The organism is Streptomyces sp. NPDC102270 (genome assembly GCF_044766405.1).
Taxonomy (GTDB): Bacteria; Actinomycetota; Actinomycetes; order Streptomycetales; family Streptomycetaceae; genus Streptomyces.
The window spans coordinates 43,064-64,233 of record NZ_JBIWLX010000026.1 but is presented as its reverse complement, the minus strand read 5'-3'; the positions used below and the strand labels follow the sequence as shown (position 1 = coordinate 64,233).

General features: G+C 68.7%; 22 protein-coding genes, 1 tRNA gene and 1 pseudogene. 5 read left to right on the top strand and 19 right to left on the bottom strand.

Annotated elements, in window-relative coordinates:
• Positions 1-240: 240 nt before the first annotated feature.
• Complete coding sequence (locus ACIRP7_RS40390; RefSeq protein ID WP_403670433.1) at positions 241-681, bottom strand: DUF6417 family protein; 441 nt, start codon at positions 679-681, stop codon at positions 241-243.
• An 82-nt stretch (positions 682-763) separates the two neighbouring features.
• On the opposite strand from ACIRP7_RS40390, the gene ACIRP7_RS40385 reads away from it, so the two are divergent.
• The 3 genes from ACIRP7_RS40385 (at position 764) to ACIRP7_RS40375 (ending at position 2,848) form a co-directional block, all read left to right on the top strand.
• Positions 764-1,297 (top strand): IS5 family transposase, encoded by a 534-nt coding sequence (locus ACIRP7_RS40385; protein ID WP_403670389.1) that lies wholly within the window; start codon positions 764-766, stop codon positions 1,295-1,297.
• Positions 1,216-1,695: an IS5 family transposase gene (locus tag ACIRP7_RS40380; RefSeq protein WP_403670430.1), complete on the top strand. Its 480-nt coding sequence runs from the start codon at positions 1,216-1,218 to the stop codon at positions 1,693-1,695. The genes ACIRP7_RS40385 and ACIRP7_RS40380 overlap by 82 nt, the downstream gene beginning before the upstream one ends.
• Before the next feature lie 310 nt (positions 1,696-2,005).
• Positions 2,006-2,848 (top strand): hypothetical protein, encoded by an 843-nt coding sequence (locus ACIRP7_RS40375; protein WP_403670387.1) that lies wholly within the window; start codon positions 2,006-2,008, stop codon positions 2,846-2,848.
• Positions 2,849-2,938: 90 nt separating this feature from the next.
• On the opposite strand, the gene ACIRP7_RS40370 is transcribed toward ACIRP7_RS40375, so the two are convergent.
• From ACIRP7_RS40370 to ACIRP7_RS40320, 11 genes are all read right to left on the bottom strand, one after another.
• Positions 2,939-3,012 (bottom strand) — tRNA-Met (locus ACIRP7_RS40370).
• Between the two features lie 61 nt (positions 3,013-3,073).
• Positions 3,074-3,646 carry a transcriptional regulator gene (locus ACIRP7_RS40365; RefSeq protein ID WP_403670385.1) on the bottom strand — a complete coding sequence of 191 codons (573 nt, stop codon included), beginning with the start codon at positions 3,644-3,646 and terminating at the stop codon, positions 3,074-3,076.
• Positions 3,646-5,205: a helix-turn-helix domain-containing protein gene (locus ACIRP7_RS40360; RefSeq protein ID WP_403670382.1), complete on the bottom strand. Its 1,560-nt coding sequence runs from the start codon at positions 5,203-5,205 to the stop codon at positions 3,646-3,648. The genes ACIRP7_RS40365 and ACIRP7_RS40360 overlap by 1 nt, the downstream gene beginning before the upstream one ends.
• Positions 5,202-5,489, bottom strand: a complete 288-nt coding sequence (locus ACIRP7_RS40355; RefSeq protein WP_403670379.1) for a helix-turn-helix domain-containing protein — start codon at positions 5,487-5,489, stop codon at positions 5,202-5,204. Before ACIRP7_RS40355 ends, ACIRP7_RS40360 begins: the two co-directional genes overlap by 4 nt.
• 126 nt (positions 5,490-5,615) lie before the next feature.
• On the bottom strand, positions 5,616-5,999 hold the full coding sequence (locus tag ACIRP7_RS40350; RefSeq protein WP_403670376.1) for a hypothetical protein: 384 nt from the start codon (positions 5,997-5,999) through the stop codon (positions 5,616-5,618).
• Between the two features lie 419 nt (positions 6,000-6,418).
• The gene (locus tag ACIRP7_RS40345) at positions 6,419-7,390 is read right to left on the bottom strand and encodes an aldo/keto reductase (protein ID WP_403670374.1); all 972 of its coding nucleotides are present in this window, start codon (positions 7,388-7,390) and stop codon (positions 6,419-6,421) included.
• A 39-nt stretch (positions 7,391-7,429) separates the two neighbouring features.
• Positions 7,430-8,521, bottom strand: a complete 1,092-nt coding sequence (locus ACIRP7_RS40340; RefSeq protein WP_403670371.1) for an aldo/keto reductase — start codon at positions 8,519-8,521, stop codon at positions 7,430-7,432.
• 64 nt (positions 8,522-8,585) lie between these two features.
• Positions 8,586-9,353, bottom strand: a complete 768-nt coding sequence (locus tag ACIRP7_RS40335) for a glucose 1-dehydrogenase (protein ID WP_403670368.1) — start codon at positions 9,351-9,353, stop codon at positions 8,586-8,588.
• 74 nt (positions 9,354-9,427) lie between these two features.
• On the bottom strand, positions 9,428-10,444 hold the full coding sequence (locus tag ACIRP7_RS40330) for a zinc-dependent alcohol dehydrogenase family protein (protein WP_403670365.1): 1,017 nt from the start codon (positions 10,442-10,444) through the stop codon (positions 9,428-9,430).
• 56 nt (positions 10,445-10,500) lie between these two features.
• The gene (locus ACIRP7_RS40325; RefSeq protein ID WP_403670362.1) at positions 10,501-10,905 is read right to left on the bottom strand and encodes a cupin domain-containing protein; all 405 of its coding nucleotides are present in this window, start codon (positions 10,903-10,905) and stop codon (positions 10,501-10,503) included.
• A 158-nt stretch (positions 10,906-11,063) separates the two neighbouring features.
• Positions 11,064-11,387: a carboxymuconolactone decarboxylase family protein gene (locus tag ACIRP7_RS40320; protein ID WP_403670359.1), complete on the bottom strand. Its 324-nt coding sequence runs from the start codon at positions 11,385-11,387 to the stop codon at positions 11,064-11,066.
• A 230-nt stretch (positions 11,388-11,617) separates the two neighbouring features.
• Between ACIRP7_RS40320 and ACIRP7_RS40315 the strand changes: the two genes are divergently transcribed.
• A complete protein-coding gene (locus ACIRP7_RS40315) occupies positions 11,618-12,520 on the top strand; it encodes a helix-turn-helix transcriptional regulator (protein WP_403670356.1) in 903 nt (300 codons plus the stop codon).
• A 26-nt stretch (positions 12,521-12,546) separates the two neighbouring features.
• Here the strand turns inward: ACIRP7_RS40315 and ACIRP7_RS40310 are convergent.
• The 5 genes and pseudogenes from ACIRP7_RS40310 to ACIRP7_RS40290 form a co-directional block, all read right to left on the bottom strand.
• Positions 12,547-12,772, bottom strand: a pseudogene (locus ACIRP7_RS40310) (IS256 family transposase); the annotation flags it as partial.
• Between the two features lie 199 nt (positions 12,773-12,971).
• Positions 12,972-14,438, bottom strand: a complete 1,467-nt coding sequence (locus ACIRP7_RS40305; RefSeq protein WP_403670353.1) for a UvrD-helicase domain-containing protein — start codon at positions 14,436-14,438, stop codon at positions 12,972-12,974.
• A complete protein-coding gene (locus ACIRP7_RS40300; RefSeq protein ID WP_403670350.1) occupies positions 14,435-14,917 on the bottom strand; it encodes a hypothetical protein in 483 nt (160 codons plus the stop codon). The genes ACIRP7_RS40305 and ACIRP7_RS40300 overlap by 4 nt, the downstream gene beginning before the upstream one ends.
• Positions 14,914-15,768, bottom strand: a complete 855-nt coding sequence (locus tag ACIRP7_RS40295; protein WP_403670427.1) for a DUF6083 domain-containing protein — start codon at positions 15,766-15,768, stop codon at positions 14,914-14,916. The genes ACIRP7_RS40300 and ACIRP7_RS40295 overlap by 4 nt, the downstream gene beginning before the upstream one ends.
• Before the next feature lie 169 nt (positions 15,769-15,937).
• Positions 15,938-16,201, bottom strand: coding sequence for a helix-turn-helix transcriptional regulator (locus tag ACIRP7_RS40290; protein ID WP_403670348.1), 264 nt, complete (start codon positions 16,199-16,201; stop codon positions 15,938-15,940).
• A gap of 193 nt (positions 16,202-16,394) precedes the next feature.
• Between ACIRP7_RS40290 and ACIRP7_RS40285 the strand changes: the two genes are divergently transcribed.
• A complete protein-coding gene (locus ACIRP7_RS40285; protein WP_403670345.1) occupies positions 16,395-17,426 on the top strand; it encodes a hypothetical protein in 1,032 nt (343 codons plus the stop codon).
• Positions 17,427-17,908: 482 nt separating this feature from the next.
• Here the strand turns inward: ACIRP7_RS40285 and ACIRP7_RS40280 are convergent, their stop codons facing one another.
• Both ACIRP7_RS40280 and ACIRP7_RS40275 read right to left on the bottom strand, forming a co-directional pair.
• Complete coding sequence (locus ACIRP7_RS40280; RefSeq protein WP_403670343.1) at positions 17,909-18,880, bottom strand: right-handed parallel beta-helix repeat-containing protein; 972 nt, start codon at positions 18,878-18,880, stop codon at positions 17,909-17,911.
• A 216-nt stretch (positions 18,881-19,096) separates the two neighbouring features.
• Positions 19,097-21,127, bottom strand: a complete 2,031-nt coding sequence (locus ACIRP7_RS40275) for an immunoglobulin-like domain-containing protein (protein WP_403670340.1) — start codon at positions 21,125-21,127, stop codon at positions 19,097-19,099.
• Positions 21,128-21,170 lie beyond the last annotated feature (43 nt).

The window sequence follows — 21,170 nt, the reverse complement described above, 5'->3', positions numbered from 1 at the left end:
GATAAACCGTTCGAATTTGGTGAGTTTGCCTGCCTCGGCACTCCAGTTCGCGCGAGATCGGTGCGACAGCCCCGAGCGGCAGCCGGAGTGACACGCCGAAGCCGCCTCTGCTCCCCCCCTTTGGGGTGCGCCCGGTTCCGGGTGGTGGCCGTTGCGCCAAAACGGGACTGTGAGCGTGTGCGCCCCTGCCGATGGACCGCCCAATGGGTCAGCCCAGCCGCCGTCTCCAGAATGGATGAACTATTCCTGCAACGGGACGCGGGTAGAGATCTCGCGAACCAGTCGGTCAGCCTGTCCGGACAAGGGGCTGTCTTCCTGGGCTACTGCACGGAGCAGATAAAGCAGTTCGTGCACTTCATCCAGGCTCAGTACGGGCAGCCGCTCGAAGGTGTCGGGGAGCGGCCCGGCGCTCCGGCGCCGGTTCACCCGCGGGGGCGGAAAGTCACACCACGAGGGTGACGCCGCGGACCGGACCGCGTCATTGAGGCTGGAGTGGCGAACGACGCCGTACTCACGGCCGAAGCAGTTGCCAGCCGTGGCGGAGCCGGTCACCTCGTGCAGCCACAACCCGCACGTCACCGACGTGATCTGCTTGTGTGTCAGATGCGGACGCCACCGCTTGATCTCGTGATCGCACCATGCCGTGCAGATTTCCTCAGTCAGCTCGCCGTCAGGCGGCACCCTAAGTTGGCCGACGAACTGGACTAGGCACTGTTTCTCGGATCTCCCTCTGTGAACAGGGTGTTGGGGGCAGGCTGGCTTCATGGGACGCGGAGACCTGACGAATGCGGAGTGGGATCGGCTGGAGTCGTTCTTACCTCGTGGTGGTGCGCGTGGGGGTCGGTGGAGTGATCACCGGCGGGTGATCAACGGGGTGCTCTACCGGGTCCGCACGGGGGTGCAGTGGCGGGATCTGCCGGAGCGGTTCGGACCGTGGGAGACGGTCTACAAACGTCATCGTCGCTGGTCAGCGGACGGTACCTGGCAGATGCTGCTGTCGAAGGTGCAGGCCGCCGAGGACGCCGCGGGCCACATCGACTGGGAGGTGTCCGTCGACTCCACGGCAGTGCGCGCTCACCAGCACGCCGCCGGCGCGCGGAAGGCGCCGCCCGCCGCGGCTGCTCAAAAGGGGGTTCGCGCGAGGACGAACCAGGTCGATCCCGCGCTTCGGAAACTGGCCGTCCGGCTGGAGGAGGTGGTCAGGTCGGCGAATGCCTGGGACGCTCCCGCGGCGGCTTCACCACCAAGATCCACCTCGCAGCAGACGGACGATGCCGACCGCTCGCCGTCCTCCTGACACCCGGCCACTACGGTGACGGCCCCCAGCTGCAGCCTGTCCTGGAGCAGGTGTCCGTGCCCCGCAGCGGGGTCGGCCGGCCTCGCAGCCGGCCCGACCATGTCCTGGCCGACAAGGCCTACACATCCCGCGAGAATCGCCGCTACCTGCGACGACGCGGTATCTCGCACACCATCCCCGAACGACTCGACCAGCGCAGACACCGACGCAACCGCGGTTCCCAGGGTGGTCGGCCCACCGGGTTCGACCGCGAACGCTATAAGAAACGCAACACCGTTGAGCGAGCCATCAACCGTCTCAAGGGCTTCCGCGCGGTCGCCACACGCTACGAGAAACGGGCCTACACCTACCTCGGTACCGTCACCGTCGCAGCACTCGTCATCTGGCTCCGCACATGATCCGAGAAACAGCGCCTAGCAGGCTCAGCGCCATCATTTGCAAGCGGAAGCAGTGCCATCAGCTGCTGGTCCGACCCGGCTCGCAGGGTGACTGCGCGAGCCCGGCGGCGGCAGGCGCCGGCGAGAACGCCGTGACCGTTACGAAACCAGACATGCCGCCCCCGTCCCCCGGCACCTCTCCAACCCGAGCAGTCCCGCTCGTCGGCAACCCAGCCTTGATGACCGCAATGCTCCTGATTCACCCTTGTGGATCACCAGTCCGGGCCATACTGCCGATCACCCATCGCCGCGTATTGCCGGAGGTCTTGTGTTGAACGCACCTGCGCTGGCGCCTGCGTTGCAGATTGACGATTGCGCAAAGAGCGTTGACTGGAATCCGATCTCCGCTTCCCAGCCGACGTCGACGTTTGCCGGCCTGTTCGCTGGGTTCGTGTTCGCCAGCATGATCGTCATCTTGGCCAACCGGGAGAAGATCGACAATCGAACGGCTGATGCGGCACGAGCCCTCAAGCTGCTGCTGTCCGCCTTCTTCGGCCTGGCCATCGTCGCCTACCTGGAGGGGGTGGTGCGAGGTGAGCAGGAATGCCCGCGAGCACAAACCGAATCCGTAATAAACGGAGGGGCATTGGCGGTCGGAGCAGTCGCCGTCATGGTGTCACTGAGCTGGCTGGTACTGGCCTTCGACCGGCATCAGAGCGGTGTCCTAGGATATTTTCGCACGGTCGTGATCTATGGATCAGCCTTTGTAATAGTGATGCTTGTGGTTTCTTCGATCGGTTACCTTGATGCCACCGTCGGTGAGGAGCATGCGGCGTCTGAGTGGGCGATGTGTGGGTTCGGTTTGCTGGCGATCGCTGCGACCCAGACCGTCCCCAGAATCCGGAGACTTCACGCCCGTGAACTGGATGGCCGCATGCCCGACGGCGAGGTCGAGGGCCGGTGGGACAGGCGGGTGTCGCGGGGCGCATCGGCCGGATTGATCTTCTTCGGGTTCTCCGCTTTAGCGTCCTCCGCGGCGGCCTCCTGGTCTACCCGACATTGGTACCCGGTACCCGCGGAAATCGCGTACGCGGCAGCCTGGTCCTCGCTCGTCGGCCCGGTGATTGCAATATCGCTCTGCATCTTCGCTCTCGCACGAGTCCCCGAGCAATAGAAGGCAACCCCGGAAGAGACGGAGGGACTTCAGATCGTCACGGGAACATGAAGAGGGCCCGGATCATATGATCCGGGCCCTCTTCAGCAGTAGCGGGGACAGGATTTGAACCTGCGACCTCTGGGTTATGAGCCCAGCGAGCTACCGAGCTGCTCCACCCCGCGTCGGTATCCCCACCGTACGCCATCCCAGCAGGCACCGAAGACCACCTTCCGGCGCGGGGTTCTATGCGGCGAAGCCGACGTTGGTGACGTACTCGTACTGGCCCCACTGCGAGCCGAGGTCGACGATCGTGTCCTGCCACGCGTCGTCAAGGCTCTGGTGGTCGCCTGCCGCCCAGGACCCGACGATGCGGTCCCAGCGGCGCACGTTCATCGTCCGGTACTCCACCACGCGCTGCAGCGGCTGCGGCACCTGGGACTGGTTGAGCGGGTGGATCTCCACTCGCGTACCGCGTCCGTCGCGGTTGAGGCGCCTGAGGAGATGGCGGGCGACGTTGTGACGGCGCACCGTCCGGTACGCCTGGTCGATGCGTTCCAGGTTGGCTTTGGAGGGGCGGCGTTTGCCCTCAAGCCAGGCCTTCAGCGTCCGGTGGGTCACTGTGAGTCCGGCGTCCTGGGCGGCCTTCAGGGTCTGGGCTGACTTCGTCAGGTAGTGCAGGCGCGCCATCCAGCCGCGCTTGGCGGTCACAGCAGTGGCGATGCCGCCCGCGAGTTCGTCGAGCTTGCGAGCGACGGCCTCACTGCCCTTGATGCCCCGGGCGCCGAACCTCCCGAAGTCGATGTTCTTCTCCGGCACTACTCCCCCTCGCCTGCGTGCTGACCGGCGTCGGTTCCGGCGGTGTACGTGTCCTTGACCTTGACCTCGGTAACACCTCGGCCTTCGGCGAAGACACGGCGCCAGTCACCGATGACGTGGAGTTCGTCGGTGCCCATCGCCCGGACGACGGCCAGGCCCTCGTCATAGGCCTTGAGCGCCTTGAGCCACAGGTTGGCGAAGGCCTGGCTGCGGATGAGGTGCATCCAGTCCGGGCGGTAGAGCTCCCGGTTGTAGTTCGACTCCCCCATCGTGGAAACGAACTTGGAGTACATCGCCTTCACGTACTCCAGCGTCAGCTCGTCGCCGTCTGCGAGCGCGGTCTCTCGGGCGTCCTTGAGTGCGATCCGGAACTTCTCCAGGAGGTTCTCGGTGGCGCCCGAGGTGTACGACTCGTGGATCTCGGGCGGCTCGCACAGGCGGTGCTTGGGGCCGGACAGGCGCAGCAGCAGGCGCAGGGTCGGTTCGGTGACCCACAGGGGGCCGGGTTCGTCGCGCTCGCCGATCGGGTTGGGCAGCACCGCGTCGTGTTCCCAGACGGGCGGGGTGATCAGGTGGACTCCGGCGCGGCGCCGGTCGTGGGCGAAGCCTGTGGAGTGTTCCAGCTGGCCGAGCGGGAGGTGGGTCTTGAGCGCCGAGAGGTAGGCGCCGTTGATGTCGAGTGCGGTCACCTCCTGCGGGCCGGGCGGGAGCGCCGCGCGGGTCCATTTGGGGCGGGCCTCCCAGATCTGGTCGGCGCCCCTGGAGGTCTGCTTCTTGAGGATGTCGGGGATCCAGGGGTGGGCGATCACGTCGTAGCGGGCGCCCTTGCGGGTCTCGTCCAGCAGGCGCATCGCGTCCGGGATGGCCCGCTTCAGCAACGCGGCGCTCGCGGCTTCGACATCGCCCTGATGCTCGGCGAGCGCGGCGTGCACCGCCTCGTGGATCAAGTCGGCAGGTCCGGACGGCTCCTGGAACGCCCGCCCGCGCGGGGCGGTGCCTTTCCCGCCGGCCGGACGGGATGGGCGTGCTGTACGCGGCACTTGGGCCGGGGCAGATGGCGCGGCGAGCGAGGGCTTCGGGGTTTCTGCTGAGGTTGCCTGGCAGTCGGAGGGGTCCAGGTGCTGAACGAACCCCGCCACGCGTTGTGTGGCCGGACGGCCGCACAGCACACACGGTTGCGCCACCGCGAGCAGCTCCACCTCGTCCTCGTCCTGGCCGAGTTCCGGCGAAGACGTAGAGGTGACGGCCGCCGCAGCAGTGCCCGGCGCCACGGGCTGCTCCTCAGCCAGCTCAGCCGTGGTCTCGGTGTCGGTCTCGGTGGCGAGCTTGGCATTCAGTCCGTCCAGCAGGTACGCGTATTTGGTGCGGACCTCGCCGGCCGGGTCCCGGCCGCTCTCCCACCCGCTGAGGGTGGTCGGGCTCACGCCGAGCGCGCGTGCCACCTGCGCCTTGGACAGCCGGGCCCGCTCCCGCAGCTCGCGGCGCACCTGGCAGGGCGGGAGTTCGGCCTCCGGGCCGACGGCGTCGAGCAGCGAGTCGATCGCGCCGAAGTCACTCACCGGTCTCTCCCTTTCGTCTCGGCCCGGGCGGAACGGCGCCGGTCGGCGGGCAGCACCTCGCATGCTCTGGTCGGACCCGCCAGCAGGTCCAGCGCGCCGATGCCGTAGTGCTCGGCCAGGACGTCGACGTCGCGCAGGCTCCAGGAGATGGCGCCCGACTGCCGGCGCGACACCTGCGTCTGCGTCAGTCCCAGCACCCCCGCAACCGACCGCTGCGAGTCACCCGTCACCTGCATCAACGCGGCCACCGTCAGCCGCAACGACTCCTCCAAGGCCAATCCCATGCCCCCATCCTATCCGATGTGATGCAACTCTCGCATCAGAATCAGCTATTTGCTATCACCGATGCATAGAAGCCCTCACCAAGGCGATCTCTCGCCCAGGCCGGCAGGTCAGCGATGGGGCCCGGCTTACTCACGCGCAATCCGGCGGGCCGCGCGCCGGGCGTCCCGTCTCGCCTGGCGCGCCACTTCAGCCGCCCGATCAGACAGGCAGCGCGGGCACACGAGGTCCAGGACATGGCGGCGCAGGGCCCGGCGCAGCCGGGGCCCGGGCGGTGGCGGCCACCCACGGCAGTGACGGTGCACCGTACGCGCGCGGGTGTCCAAGAGTGCGGCGACCACAGAGGCGTTGCCGGCGTAGGCGGCCAGGAGGAAGGCCATCTGGGCCTGGTGGCCGGCCGGGAAGCGTGCGGCGGACTCGGCCTGCTCTTCCGGGCGGAGGAAGGCGTCGTGGCGCTCGCAGCGCGGCGTCTTCCTGTTGTTCCGGGCGATGCCCGGCGAGTTGAAGTTCATGGCTTGCGGAGCCTGCCCGGGGCCGTCTGTGGACAGCGGGCGGCCTGGAGGTCTACGGCAGAACCAGAGGACGAAGCAGCCGGCCGCAGTGACGGCCGCCGCGTCCGCAAGCCGCCCTCAGCGAAGTCACAGCACACAGCAGTTGCTGGGCCACCGTGCTGGACACACCTCTGTACGACGGGCCCCGCGCACAGACCACCCTGGAACGCCGGCAGAAGATCCATGCCCTTCTCGACAAAGGAAGTGAGACAGATCCGTTGACTAGACGCTCCTCCCGGACAGCGCCCGCACGAACAGAGAATGGTGAGCTGTCCCGGATGGAAAACGGGCCGGTGAGCCCTGCGTGCCCGGGGCTTTGCCGCAGATGCTCCGGGCACGGGCCCCTCGGGCGGCGGCCCCGTGCCTGAGCGGCCCTGTGCTCAGAACCAGGACGGTCCGGCGTTGGTGTAGGGCTCTTCCAGAGCGGCTGCCTCCTCGTCCGACAGCTGCAGTTCGAGCGCATCGACGGCCTGAGGCAAGTGGTGGGGCTTGGTGGCACCCACGATGGGGGCGGAGACCAGGGGATTGCGCAGTACCCAGGCCAGTGCGACGTGGGCCATGCTGACGCCGCGGGCCTCGGCGAGCTGCTGGACGGCGTTGATGACCGGCTCGTCGTGCGGGCTGTCGAAGGACTGCACGACGTGGTCGGTGCGGGAGCGGGTGCTCTGCTCGCCGGCGGGGCGGGCGAGGCGGCCCTTCCCGTTCGGCGAGTAGGGCACCAGTCCCACGCCCATGTCGGCGCACATGGCCATCAGTTCCGGCTCGTCCTGGCGGCGCAGGAGGTTGTACTGGTTCTGCATGGAGACGAAGCGGGTCCATCCGCCCAGGTCGGCGGCATGCTGGAGCTTGGCGAACTGCCAGGCGTACATCGACGAGGCGCCGATGTAGCGGACCTTGCCGGCCTTGACGACGTCGTGCAGTGCCTCCATCGTCTCCTCGACGGGTGTCCCGTCGTCGAAGCGGTGGATCTGGTAGAGGTCGATGTAGTCCGTGCCCAGCCGGGACAGTGAGGCATCGACCTGTTCGAGGATTGCCTTGCGGGACAGGCCCTCGCCGCCGGGGCCGTCGTGCATCTTCCCGCGGACCTTGGTGGCGAGCACGATGTCCTCGCGCCGGGAGTATTCGCGGATGGCGCGGCCGACGATTTCCTCCGAGGTGCCGGCCTGGTAGACGTTGGCGGTGTCCCAGAAGGTGATGCCCAGCTCGATGGCCTGCTGGAAGAACGGGGCGGCTTTGTCCTCGGTCAGCGCCCACGGATGGGCACCGGCCACGGTCGGGTCGCCGTAGCTCATGCAGCCCAGGGCGAGCCGGCTGACCTTCAGTCCGGTGGCGCCGAGGCGGACGTACTTCATGGTGGATCTCCCTTTCGCATGCTTCCGTCCGTGCACGGCTCAGTGCTGTCGGGGGCCGCCGGAGTCGGCGTGCTCCTGGATGAGGGCGCCGAGGGCCTCGGGGTCGTTGGGGGTGCGGTCGCGCTGGGCGGAGCCGAAGGCGCCGTAGGGGTAGGGCGCCGGGTTCGGGTCGCTGGCGGTGTCGAGCGCCTCGACGGAGTCCGGGTCCAGGCGCAGGTCGGCGGCGGTGAGGTTGCCGGCGAGTTGTTCCAGGGTGCGGGCGCCGACGATGGCGGAGGTGACGCCGGGGCGGTTGATGACCCAGCTGAGGGCGGCCTGGGCGGGGGTGACGCCGTGGTCCTCGGCGACCTTGCGCAGAGCGTCCACGGAGTCCCAGGTGAGGTCGGAGTGCTCGTAGTTGGAGGAGGTGTACTGGTAGAGGGCGTGGTCCTGGCCGGCCCTGGTGTCGGCGGGCCGCTGCGCGCCGCGCTGGTACTTTCCGGTGAGGAATCCGCTCGCGAGCGGGGACCAGGCCAGGATGCCGAGTCCGTTGTGGAGGGCGGCGGCTGCCATCTCCCATTCCGTCTGGCGGGTGGCCAGGTTGTACTGGGCCTGGAGCGTCACCGGCACCGGGTAGCCGTGCGCCTGCGCGGTCGAGACGGCGAGCTGAAGCTGCCAGCCGGTGAAGTTGGACAGGCCGACGTAGCGGATCTTTCCCGCGCGGACGGCCGAGTCGAGGAAGGACAGCGTCTCCTCGATCGGTGTCAGGGGGTCCCACGCGTGGAGCTGGTAGAGGTCGACGGTGTCGACTCCCAGCCTGCGCAGGGAGGTTGTCAGCGCCCGGTCCAGGTGGCGGCGGGAGGTTCCGGCTTCGTTGGGGTCGGTGCCGGTGCGGGTCCGGCCCTTGGTGGCGACGACGACGCGGTCGGTGACTTCGCGCGGGCGGGCGGCGAGCCACCTGCCGACGGTCTCCTCGGCCACTCCGCCGTTGTAGACGTCGGCGGTGTCGAGCAGATTGCCGCCGGCGTCGAGGAAGGCGTCCATCTGCGCGAACGCCTCCTCCTCGGGTGTCTCCGGGGTCCCGAAGTTCATCGTGCCCAGGGACAGGTTGGACACCAGGGTTCCGCTGGTGCCGAGACGGCGGTACTCCATGACGCTGGCTCCTTGCGTGACGCTGCCGGGGCGGCCGCCCCGGGGACATTTGCGGGTGGTGGTGTCAGTGGGTGGTGTATCCGCCGTCGACGGGCAGGGCGACGCCGATGACGAAGCTGGCGGCGTCGCTGCACAGCCATACGGCGGCGGCGGCGACTTCTTCGGCCGTGCCGAGGCGGCCGATGGGCTGCTGCTTCATGATCTCGGCCATGGCCTCGGCCTGGCCTTCGAGCATGTCCGCGACCATCGGGGTGTCGATCACGCCGGGGCAGATCGCGTTGATCCGGATGCCCTTGGGGGCGTATTCGACCGCGGCGCTCTTGGTCAGACCGATCACGCCGTGCTTGGAGGCGTGGTAGGCGGCCCGTTCGGGCAGGCCGACCAGCCCGCCCAGGGAGGAGCAGTTGACGATCGCGCCCGAACCCTGGGTCCGCATCTGGCGCAGCTCGTGTTTCTGGGCGGCCCACACGCCGCGCAGGTTGACGGCGTTGACGCGGTCGAACTCCTCGGCGCTCTCATCGGCGGCGTCCGACGGCGGGGCCTGGATGCCGGCGTTGTTGAACGCCATGTCCAGGCGGCCGAAGGCGTCCACCGCGCGGGCCACCGCGGCGGCGGCCTGGGCCTCGTCGGTGACGTCGCAGGCAACGCCGATGGCCTGGTGGCCGGCGTCGGTGAGTTCCTTGGCCGCGTTCTGGACGGCGTCCTTGTTGAGGTCGGCCAGGACGACGGCGGCACCGGCCTGGGCGAAGGCGCGGGCGGTGGCCAGGCCCATGCCGGAGGCGGCACCGGTGACCAGGGCGACCTGGCCTTCGAAGTCATACTGCGGGTTCATGGGAGGGTTCCGTTCTCCGGGACGGCAGGGGTGCCGCCCGGGTGCTGGGAGATGCGGGGTGCCTGGGCGTCGTGTCAGGGGCGCAGGAGTGCCTTGATGGCGCGGCGCTCGTCCATGGCCTTGTAGCCTTCGGCGGCCTTCTCCAGGGGAAGTTCGAGGTCGAAGACCTTGCCGGGGTTGATCCGGCCGTCCAGGACGCGCTGGATGAGGTCGGGCAGGAACTCCCGGACGGGGGCGGGGCCGCCGCGCAGGGCGACGTGGGAGAAAAACAGCTCTTCCCCGTCGATCTGCACGCCGTGGGGGACGCCGACGAAGCCGACGTTGCCGCCGGGGCGGGTGGAGTGAAGAGCCTGCTGCATGGAGTCGGGGGTGCCCACGCACTCCAGCACGGCGTCGGCGCCGATGCCGCCGGTCAGTTCCTTGACGCGGGCCACGCCCTCTTCGCCGCGTTCGGCGATGATGTCGGTGGCGCCGAACTCGCGGGCCAGTTTCTGGCGCGACTCGTGGCGGGACATGGCGATGATCCGCGTCGCGCCGAGTTCCTTGGCGGCGATGACCGCGCAGAGTCCGACCGCGCCGTCCCCGACCACGGCGACGGTGTCGCCGTGCTTCACCTCCGCGGCCACAGCCGCGTACCAGCCGGTGCCCATGACGTCAGAGCAGGCCAGCAGGCTGGCGATGCGCTCGTCCGCAACGTCCCCGGGGACGTGGACGAGGGTGCCGTCGGCGAGCGGGACGCGAACGTACTCGGCCTGGGCACCGCCGACGAACTCGCGGTGCAGACAGTTGGTCTGGTAGCCGTTTTCGCAGTTGGGGCAGGTGTTGTCGGAGGCGAAGAACGAGCCGACGACCAGCTGGCCGGGCTTGATGCCACTCACGTCGCTGCCGACTTCTTCCACGATGCCGACGTATTCGTGGCCGCCGGGCGTGGGCTCGGCGACTTCGTTGATGCCGCGGTAGTCCCACAGGTCCGAGCCGCACACACAGGTGGCGACGGTGCGGATCACCGCGTCGGTGGGCTGCTGGACGGCGGCCTGGGGGCGGTCTTCGACGCGGACGTCGCGGGGGGCGTAGAGGACGGTTGCGCGCATGATTGTCTCCGTATCTCGCGAGACGGGCGGGTGGGCTGTGAGGCAGTGCGAATGGTTCAGGAGGTGCGGGCGAGGCGGCGGGGACCGGTGTACTCCGCGTCCGTGACGTGTTCGAGCCAGTCGACCTTGTCGCCCTCCCACAGCGCGATGTGGCTCATGAACCGGTCGGGGGCAGCACCGTGCCAGTGCTCCTCACCGGCCGGGGTGAAGACCACATCCCCGGGGCGGGCCTCGACGATCTCGCCGCCGCGGGACTGGATCAGGGCGATGCCCTCCACGATGTAGAGCGTCTGCCCCAGGCCGTGGGAGTGCCAGGCCGTGCGCGCACCGGGTGCGAAGCGCACCATGTTGGCCCGTGCACGGGAGGGGTCCTCGCCCCGGTAGATGACGTCCGCCCAGGCATCCCCGGCGAACATCTCGGCAGGCAGCTTCGCCGTCGCCGGCGGCTGGATGATCTCCATGATCGTTCTCCTTGACTGCATACGGGCGCGGCACGGCCACGCACAGGTGACGGGTACGGGGGGCTCAGGCAGGAGTGGTGTGCACCGCTACCGGTGATGCCGCTATGCCCGGCGGCTGGTTCAGGGCCTTGGGGGCTCTCGCCGCCCGCCATCGGTCCCTAGGACGTGAGCACGTCACGGGCGACGGTGAGCGCGGACATGGCCTTGGGCCATCCGGCGTAGAACGCCAGGTGCGTGATCGTCGCGATCAGTTCCTTGTCACTGACCCCGTTCTCCCGGGCCTTGCCCAGGTGGAAGGCCAGCTGCTCGCTGCTGCCGCTGGTGATCAGGCTGGCCACCGTGACCAGGCTGCGTTCCCGCGCGGGCAGGTCCGGGTCCTCCCACACCTGCCCGAACAGCACGTCCTCGCTGTAACCGGCCAGTGCCGGAGCGATGTCCCCGAACTGCTGACGCGGTCCCCCAGGCTTCTGGTCCTCCGCCATGATCGGCTCCTTACCGTGTGGATGCCCGCGCGTGTACCCACAGGGGCGGGGAACGGGCACCGCTCTCCATTGCCTCCCTCAGCCGGGGCGTGCGCCACCGGGCGGACGGGCGGGCCTTTGCTGGCCTGCTACCGATGAAACGGCAGGGTCACGAGCGCGCGGAAGGACCTGGTGATACGTGTACTGGCAGTACACCCCACGGCCGGACAAGCCGTCGTAGCCTCGAAGACATGGACAACCGAAGCGAGGTACGCGAGTTCCTCACCAGCCGCCGCAGCAAAATCACACCCCAGCAGGCAGGGCTCCCCACTGCAGGCACCCGCCGGGTGAAAGGGCTGCGCCGCGAGGAGGTTGCGACGCTCGCCGGCGTCAGCGCCGAGTACTACGCCCGCCTGGAGCGCGGCAACCTCTCCGGCGTCTCCGAAGCTGTCCTGGACTCCCTGGCCCGCGCGCTGCAGCTCGACGAATCCGAGCGCGCCCACCTCCTGGACCTGGCCCGAACCGCCAGTACGACCCGCCGGCCCGCACGCCGCCGCACCGCACAGCCGATCCGGCCCGCGCTGCAACAGCTGTTGGACGCGATGACCGAGGTGCCTGCCTTCATCCGCAACGGCCGCCTCGACATCCTGGCCACCAACCGACTCGGCAAAGCCCTGTATTGGCCCGTATTCCAAGATCCGGCCCGGCCGGTCAATCTCGCCCGGTTCCAGTTCCTCAACCCCGGCGCGGCCCAGTACATGACCGAACTGGACTACCAAAGGGCCGCGTCGGCAGCCCTGCTGCGCACCGAGGCCGGACAGGACCCCTACAACCGCGAACTCAGCGACCTGATCGGTGAACTCTCCACCCGCAGCGAAGACTTCCGCACGCTATGGGCCGCACACGACGTGCGCCTGCACCGCACCGGCCTCAAACGCTTCCACCACCCCGCTGTCGGCGACCTCACCCTCGCCTTCGAGGGCCTGCCCCTCCCGAACGACCCGGGCCTCACCCTCACCGCGATGAGTGCCGAGCCCGGCACCGCATCACACGATGGACTCCGGCTTCTGGCCAGCTGGGCCGCCACCCTCGATCACAGCGAGCAGCCGAACACCGAACTCACCAGCGGCCGGCCCAGCACGCACCAGACCTGAGCGGGCCCTCGCGGCCGGTTCTGTCACTCGGCCATGCCCTCCATCGCCTTGTCGGTGATCGTGGAGATGGTCTGCCTGGACACCTCGCCCCGGGCCGACATCGGTCAGCACTGTCTTGGCGCGGGTGCCTTGTTCTTCCCGCCGGATCGTGCTTCTCATAACCGACGTGATCGGTGATCCCGCCCTCCAGGGCGGACTCCAGCACCCACTGGTCAGTTGCAGGCCCTCACCGCGGGCCCGCTCAACCAGCATCGCGATCAACTGCTCGTCCGACGTGGCCGCACCGGCCGACTCGACCACGGGCTCTTGCTCGATCGTCAACTCACTCACGTGGAGTCAGACACTCCCGCTCCCGGTGATGGACAACGGTTCCGGTGTCCCGCGGGAGGTCCTGCCGCGCCTGTGCTACCGGTTTGCTCGCTCCGACAACTCCCGCTCTGCCGCAGGACGGTCAGCACGGCGGGTTTCCGTCGGGGTGCTCGTGGATCCAGGAGAGGCCGCCGAGGTCGAGGCGCTGGCGGGTGCGGGTGACGGCGACATAGGCGAGACGTGCTTCGCTGTCGCTGATCGGGCCGGGTACAGGGCGGCCGGTGTCGTCGTGCTTGTCGGTGTCCTTCGGAGGGGTGAAGTCGTCGGCGATCTTCACGCAGGGCCATTCACGGCCTTTGGCCTTGTGGGCCGTTGACACGGTCACCTCGGCCTGTTGCTCCGGCGTGAGGTGAGCGAGGGCGGCCAGGATGGCATCGGTGCCGTGGGTGTCGACGAGGTCGACCAGCGGCTGCAGGTCACGTCCGGCCGGGTCGTGGGCGGCGTAGTCCTGCAGTTCGCCCCAGGAGGGGAACAGCACCAGTTCGGGGTGGGAGGTGCGGCGGCCTTCCTTGAGGTCGCGGGCGGCCAGGGCCAGAGCGCGCAGGCTGTCCCCTCCCCCGGCCAGTCCCACCCGGTGTCCGGCGGCCAGCAGGTCCATGACGTGGACCATGGCGCCGACGTTGGTGCGGCACAGTACGGCGTCGGGCCGGGCGAGGTGCCCGAGTTCGGTGGGCACGGCGGGGGTGCCGGTCAGGCGGATCGGTGCCTGCGCGATGGCCAGCCAGCGGTTGGCCTCCTGAGCCAGGTGGGGGCCGAAGCGGAAGGACTGCGACAAGGCGAGCTGGGTGCCGTCGAAGCCGGTCATGACGTCTTTGGCGCCGCGCCATTGGTAGATGGCCTGGGCGGAGTCGCCGACCATCACCAGCTGGGCGTGGCCGCGCTGGTGAAGGAAGATCTGTTCGACGACGGGGTTGGTGTCCTGGGCCTCGTCCAGCAGCAGGAAGTCGGCGTCGATCTTCGGCTGGCTGAGGGCCCAGATCTTCAGGTAGTGGTCGTGGTCGAAGCGCACGGCCCCGTCGTCGGGGTGCCGCAGGTCGGCCCAGGCCTTCTCGGCGAACGGCACGATGTGGGCGGCGAGTTGGGCGTGCAGGCCCTGGTCTTCCAGACCGCGCAGGCGCGGGACGTGATGGCGGGTGATCGTCTCATCGGCGGCGTGGCAGAAGCCGGCCACGGTGCGCAGCGTGGCGTTGGAGAGGGTCTTTTGTGAGAGGTCGCGTTCGCCGATACGGATCGGCTTGGTGATACCGAGGGCCTGCCCGGTCTGCCAGGCCGGGCGGCGCGGGGCATTCAGGCGGCGGGCGTATCGGTGGCCGACGGCGCCGTAGGCGAGGGAGTGGGCGGTCTTGCACTGCACGGTGTCGGGGAAGCGGGTGCGTGCGTCCTGGGCGATGGCCCGGTTGTAGGCGAGGTAGCGGCCGCGGCGCCGAGTGGCGTGGGCGAGCAGGGCCAGGGTGGTGGTCTTGCCGGTGCCCGCGCCGGCCTGAAGGGCCAGGTGCTGGCCGGCGTGGAAGGCGTCGGCCGCGGCCGTCTGTTCGTCGGTCGGGTTCATGCGGGGGCTGCTCCGGGGGTGCGGGTCAGGGCGTGGCCGACGGCTGCCAGGAGGTATGCGGGTGTGGTGTGGGCGAGCAGTTGCTGCACGGCCCGGTCGAGGCGGTCGGTCTCATCGCTGGCGTGCTGGGCCAGCGTGCGGTGCAGGGCCAGCTTCACGAAGAGTTCCGGGCTCTGCCCCGTTTCATGGGCGGCCTGGCGGATCGTGGCATGGACGGCGGGCGGGAAGGCGAGGTTGAGCAGGACCTGCCCGCCGACGTCCGGGTAGTGGGTGGTGATCACGTCCACGGGCAGCCGAGTGGCGAGGCGCTGGCGCAGCCGGTGCGCGGCGCGGCCGGGGCTTTTGGCTCGTACGAGGGTCATGAGGCGGGTGGTGTCGTGGTTGGCTGCGAGCGGCAGCACGCGGGCGGCGTCACGGAGTTCGGCCGGGGCCAGGGGGCGGGTCAGGAGGATTTCCAGGACGTGGTGCGGCATCGTCACCTCTCTCCGCCGCCGTGTGCCGGTGGATACGGCAGACCGGTACGCAGGTGCTGCGCGTGCAGGAGGGGATCAAAGACCTGCCACCCGGCCAGCGCCAGATCGGCGGCGCCGTGAGCGATGGCGTGCGCGGGGCAGCGCTGGATACGCCAGCGGCGCTGTTCGGCGTGAGGCAGCCGGCTGAGGTCGTAGACAGCCATCGTCTGCTCGGGCAGGACGAGTTGGCCGCGCCGGGGGCCGATGGGCAGCAGTCTCCAGGATCCGGCCGGGCCGTCCGGGGCCAGAACGGGGCGGGGGCAACGGTGGCGGTGGTTCGTCTGAGCTACGCAGCGGATGGCCTCCACGGGGCCGTCGGCGAGGTAGTGGCCCAGCAGCATCCGCACGACCGCGCGGCCGGGGCCGTCAGGCGCTGCACTGGTGGGGGGAACCGTGGGAGTGGTGAAGACACCGGTGTCGATCAGGCGACGGGTTCGTACGGCGAGTTGACGGCGCACCGACGCGAGGGGCGGGCTGATCCGGCAGGTGGGCGTGCGCTGCGGGCAGAGCACAGCGTGCGGGATACGGCACCAGGCGCTGCCGTCATCATGCGGGTGGGCAATGCCGGAGCCCAGGTGCCAGCGGCAGGAGGCGGGGACGCGGGCGGTGGCCAGTTCGGCGGGATGCAGGGCGATGGGACGCCCGTCGGCGCGGGGGTAGAGGTCGATGCGGTTGCCGCAGTGGCGGCAGCGGCGGCTCTGACCGGCGCGCAGCAGGCGGCTGGGGCTGGTGGCGGCCACCCGCAGCGGACGGCGCACCGGCGCGGTGCGGGGACTGCCGTCCCATTGGCAGCCGGCGGGGGCGGAGTTGGGGCGCATGGCGAGGACCGTGCCAGACGACACTCCACGAGGGTGGGGCGAGCAGGAGGGCAGTCCCCCGGGCGGCCCAGCGATATCGAACATCAGCACCGTGTGACGCGCATGCATTCTATGCGCGTTCGCCGGTTCGGGTGATTTACGCCGCGCGCCGAGCCCGGCACGGCCAGCGTCAGGCGCCCTTGGGTCCGGGCGGGGTGTGGTCGTCACAGAGCGAGCCGAGCAGCTGCTCGATGGGGACGTCGAAGGCGTGCGCGAGAGCGTGCCAGGTGGTGACGGTTCCGGCGGCTCGGCCGTGCTCGAGATCGATCAGCGTGCGCCGGGCCAGGCCGCTGCGGCCGGCGAGTTCGTCGAAAGTCCACCCGCGCGCATCCCTCAACCGCGCCAGCGTCACACGCAGGGCGTCGCGGTCCGGGTCGGGCGGCAAGATCGTCACCCCACCATCCGACGGTGCAGACACCTGCCCTGTCAGTGCGGATTTCTGCACTATCAGTGCAGGTGAGGGCGCCTGGCAGCCACCCTGCGCAAGTGCAGGGATCTGCACTACGGTGCGGGCGGCTCCCGCGTGCGTACCGGGAGACCACTGCACAAGGTCGGCGCCGACCGAACCGGAAGGGGACAACGAGCCGATGCGGCTTGCCAGCACACACGCCACGGTGCAGCGCATCTGGACAGTGCACCTGCGCCCGCAGACGGGCGGACCGGCTCTGGCCTGTCCGCGCTGCACACCCGGTCCCGTCCTGCCGGCCGCCTCCGCCCGCTCGGCCGCTCTCACCCATCTGGCCCGCCATGCCCGCGCCGACGATCTGCCCGGGCACCTGCGCACCTGCCAGTGCCGGACGAGAGGCTGCCACTGGCACCCCCGCCACCGCGGCTGCGCGGGGCCCGTCCTGCTCGCCCTGACCTGCGACCGCAGCGGGCGCGCGTGGCGGCTGGCCGATGCCTGCGCCGCCTGCGCGGCGGCGATGAGCCACACCGCCGTCGTACCGCCCACCCTGCTCGGCACCGGCCACGCCCGGCCGACCACCAACACGACCCGTTCTGCGCGCACCACGCCTGCGTTCGGCCCGGCAGAACAGCAGCGCGTACGCGAAATGCTCACCTACCTCGCCACAGCACTGCCCCGCTTCTCCTCCCCCGCCGCCCGGCTGCTCGCCCTGCAATGCGCGCTACGAGCCGACCACCAAGGACAGATCCGCCTGCCCCACGGATTCCTGCGCGGCATGCGACTCCACCGCCGCGCGGAGCTGTGGCTCGAACTGGAACACGCCGGCTGGCTGCACCGCCCCAGCCGCAGTTACTCCCCCGTCCAGGCACAGCTGCTCGACGCCGCCGACCTCCAGGCCCCCGGACGCACCGCACGCATCCGCGCCGCCCAATGGGCCCTGCACCCCACCCCGCTGGCCGCCTCGGCCGCCCTCCCCTCCGCCCTGCGGCTGACCGCACTTGTCCTCGCCGCCCACAGCACCGCCGGAGCGGGCGGGGGCGAGCTCGATGCCCTCACCCGCCAGTGCGGACAGCCGCCCCAGCAACTGGAGGACCTCCTCGACCAGCTGGTCCGCGCCCGCCTCGTGACCGCCTGGCACCACCGTCACGACAGCGACGAGGTCCAGTGGGAACTGCCGGCACTCTCCCCGTCCGGCGAAGGCGCCGGCGCATAGGGGGCGCGGTGGCCCCTATGCCCGGCCGGGGGTGCCGAGCAGGGCCGCCGCCTCCTGCCGCCGCTTCGGAGCCTCGCCTGCGAGGGAGTTCAGCCAGGCACTCGGCGGCGAACGCGTCTCCTGCTCCTACACAGTCGTGCACGCGGACGGGTACGGCGGTTGCCGGTACGGCCTCCCCCGAGGAGCGCATCCGGGGTGAGGCCGTACGCCGCAAGGACTTCCACTGATCTCTCGCCAGACCTGGTCAGGAGCTTCTCCGGCCAGTTCGCCAATACATTGCCAAAACCAGCAGACCGGACCGGATAGGCCGCTCTCGTAAAGGCGCGATCAGGAACACGCCGCTGGCACCCAGTAATTCTTGTGGCCATCAATCGGGACTCGATCGGCCGCCCCTCAGCAGTTTCACACGGCCGCCGCCAAGGAGATTCCATCATCCCGCCTGCCCGGTCATAGCCTTGCCCGCCGATCAGCCCGGCATGAGATCATCTGATGGACGTCGAAGAGGAACTGATACTGAGATTTGTCTCGTTTCCGGACACTCTGTTGTCCCAGACGCTGCCGTTGCTGGAGTTCGACGACGTGGAGATTCCCACCGAATTGGACGTCACCGTGTCACCGATGATGCGGAACTGGTCTACACCGGCGGTTTCAGAGTTCATGATGATTCCGGTGTCACCGTTTCCGCTCACCGTATCGCTGAGTACATCGATGTAGGTTGAGTTGGCCGCCCGGACGCCCCGGAAGTAGTTGTTGCTGACAGTGCATCCCTGCACGGTGATGTTGTCGGAGTAGGAGATGTTGAGCCCGTTCGCAGTGGAGCCGTCAGACAGTGTGCTGTTCTGTATGTTGGCCTTTGACACCCGCCGCAGATAGGCGTTGTGGCTGTAGTAGAGCACGCCGCCGTTGTCGTGGAAGTTGCTGCTCCGGATGGTCAGGTCGCTCGTCCCCTTGGCGTGGAGGCCCGTGAGGCATTGGGTGATCTGGACGTTGTCGAGAAGCACCAGATCATTCGAGGCGCTGGTGTCCGTGAGGAAGATGCCGTAGTTCTTTCCCGGATCGCTGGCGTAGCTGCGCTGGGTGCGCGACAAGCCGCAGTCGACCTTGAAGTCCTGGAAAATGATGTTGTTCAGCCCGCCGCTCCGGCCGTCCACCATGATCACCATGTCCGTCCCGAGGGCGTTGTAAAGGGTCGTCAGCCCCGATCCGGTCGAGCCCTGGCCCTGGATGGTCACATTGCTGCGAGGGATGATGGGCGCGGTGATGTCGAACCTGCCGGACGCGAGGTTCACCGTTCCCCCGCCCGCGGTGGACGCCGCGTCCACCGCTGCCTGGATATCACCCCCAGGGCTCACGTTGAACACAGGCGACGTCGTCTGAGTCGGCAAGGCCGGCAACGTTGCCGACGCCCCGTCCGCGCGTGCCTGCCCTGGTGAGGCAACCAGGGAAATCGCCATCACCGTCACGGCAATGATCAGTTTTAGTACGAAGGTCGGCGCACCCGCACGGGCGGATGATCGCGATGGGATTCGATTCCGACTACCCAACACCATTGTTGGCCTCCGGATTTTCTGGTGGTTCATCGATTACATTCAGATGGCGGGTCCGGGTGGAACTGGCGAAAGACGCGGGGCGCGACTGCCCCAGCCGCGAGACCACGCGGACCCGGCATTCTAGAGCGCTGGAACCTGACTGTTGTCAGTGAAGTACTCCGGCGCGTGCTTGAACTTGGTGTTCTCGAACTCAGGACTCGATTTCATCAGGATGAGGTCATTCCGGATGTTGTCGAAGACGGAGTCGCGCACAAGAACGTGCTGTGCGATCTTCCACACGCCGCCTCGAAGGTTGTCGACGAACGACGACGCGTTGATGATCACATAGTTGGGGGCGTAGGCCGGATCCTCGGTGTACTGGTTGGGGTTGTTGAAGATCTCACAGATCATCCAGAGGGCGCTCTTCCCCACGTCCGAGATATTCAGTTTCTGGAAGAAGATCCGCACGTCGTTGCTGCCGTCCGCCTGAATACCGTTGCCGACTGCGTGGTGAATCTGCATGCGCTGGGTGATGACGTCCGAGGTGGAGGTGTATTTCGCACCCTTGCCGAGCACTGGTTTCGAGAGCTGCGTGTCGGATTGCAGGATTCGGTTGTCGAACAGCCAGTAGCTGTTGTGGAAGAGGCTGCCGCGCTCGCCGTTGTACATCGACGTCAGGTGGTCGGTGATGAGGTCGGTGGTGCGCTTGATGTGCACGCCATGGCCGGGGAAGTTCTTTACTGTGACGTCCTGAAGGGCGATGCGGTGGTGATGTGCGCTCTCCGGGTCCGCGCCGGCGAAGTAGATCCCGAGGGCCCCGCCCAGGTCACCCTTGACGCCTTCAAGGGTGAAACCCTTCATCACGACATCCTGGATCTGCTTGAGCGTCGTCGTGATGGCGCTGCCCGTGCCGGTGTACTGGATCACCGTGCGATCCTGTCCGGCGCCGACGAGTGTGACGGTGCTCTGCATGTTCAGGGGGCTGGTGAGCGGGTGCACGCCGGCACCGAGGCGGACGACTCCGCCGCCGGCCGCCGCGACGCCGTCGATCGCGGCCTGGATGGACTGGCCCGGCGCGACGGGGATCTCGCGCGTGAGGACCTGTGTGGGCGGGGTGACCGGTGTGAAGGCGGTTCCCCATTTCTGGGAGATGAGGTCAGTGACTTCCCGCTCCACGGCGACCGGCCGCAGTGCGGCGTCGACCGGGGCCGCGGCCTTCGCCTCAGGGTCCCTGGGCACGACAACCTGCAGACGGTCCGTCAGGGTGACGGAACCGTCACTCACCTTGAGGTCGAGCGCGACGTCCGCGTCCGGCAGATCAGCCGTCGGCCGGGTGACCTTCCCCCGGTCGTCGAGGTTCTGGTCGTCGAGAGAGGACCACGTCAGCCTCGACCCGTGTATGCCGGTTGACGGGAGTGCGATGTCATGTCTGACCGGCCCGAGGCGACGGAGGTACTCGCGCGCATCGGCGAGGTCCTTGGCGGCATCCGTTGCGTCCTTCTTGTCCCGGCCGGTGGTCGGCCTGAAGGTGACCAGAAGGGCAGGACGGTTGTCCCCGATCGAGTGGTCGTCGCTGTGGAACTGCACCGCCGCGTTCTGATCAGCCGTCCAGACCCGGAGCGACAGCCGGCCGTCACCGTTGTTCTCGGTCTGGGCGACAGACGTGACATCGCCCTCGTATCGCACCGCACCGCGGTCGGCACGCAGCGGGGCGGTCGACCCGGCGATGTCGGTGGCTGTCGGCTTGGTGGCTCCGGTGAGGGTGAAGATCGGGTCGTAACGGGTGACCTGCTCGCCGTTCCACGTGTCGTCGGACACGAACGCCGAGTTCAGCTGAGTTCCGGCCGGCGCTGTCGAATCCGGCGTCGCGGTCAGGACGACCCTCGCGGAAACAACCGTTCCCGGCACCATCGCGGGGCTGACATTGAACTGCAGGTACGACGCCTGGGAGTCGGCTGCATCAAGGCCGCCTGCGTTTCGGACGCCGAGCGTGGAGGCCCATGTGCGCTGTTGTGAGGAGGTGCCGGTGGTATCGGTGTCGATCACCGGGTGGATCACCATGGTCGCGGTCGGGCCGTTTCCCTCAGCGTCCTGATATGGATCGGCGGATGCCGGGGCCGGCCCGACGAGGAGTCCGGCACCGAGAGCTGCGGCGGCCAGGCCACCGGTCACGGTGCGGGACAGTGCCGCGTGTTTCATCGACTTCCTTCCACGC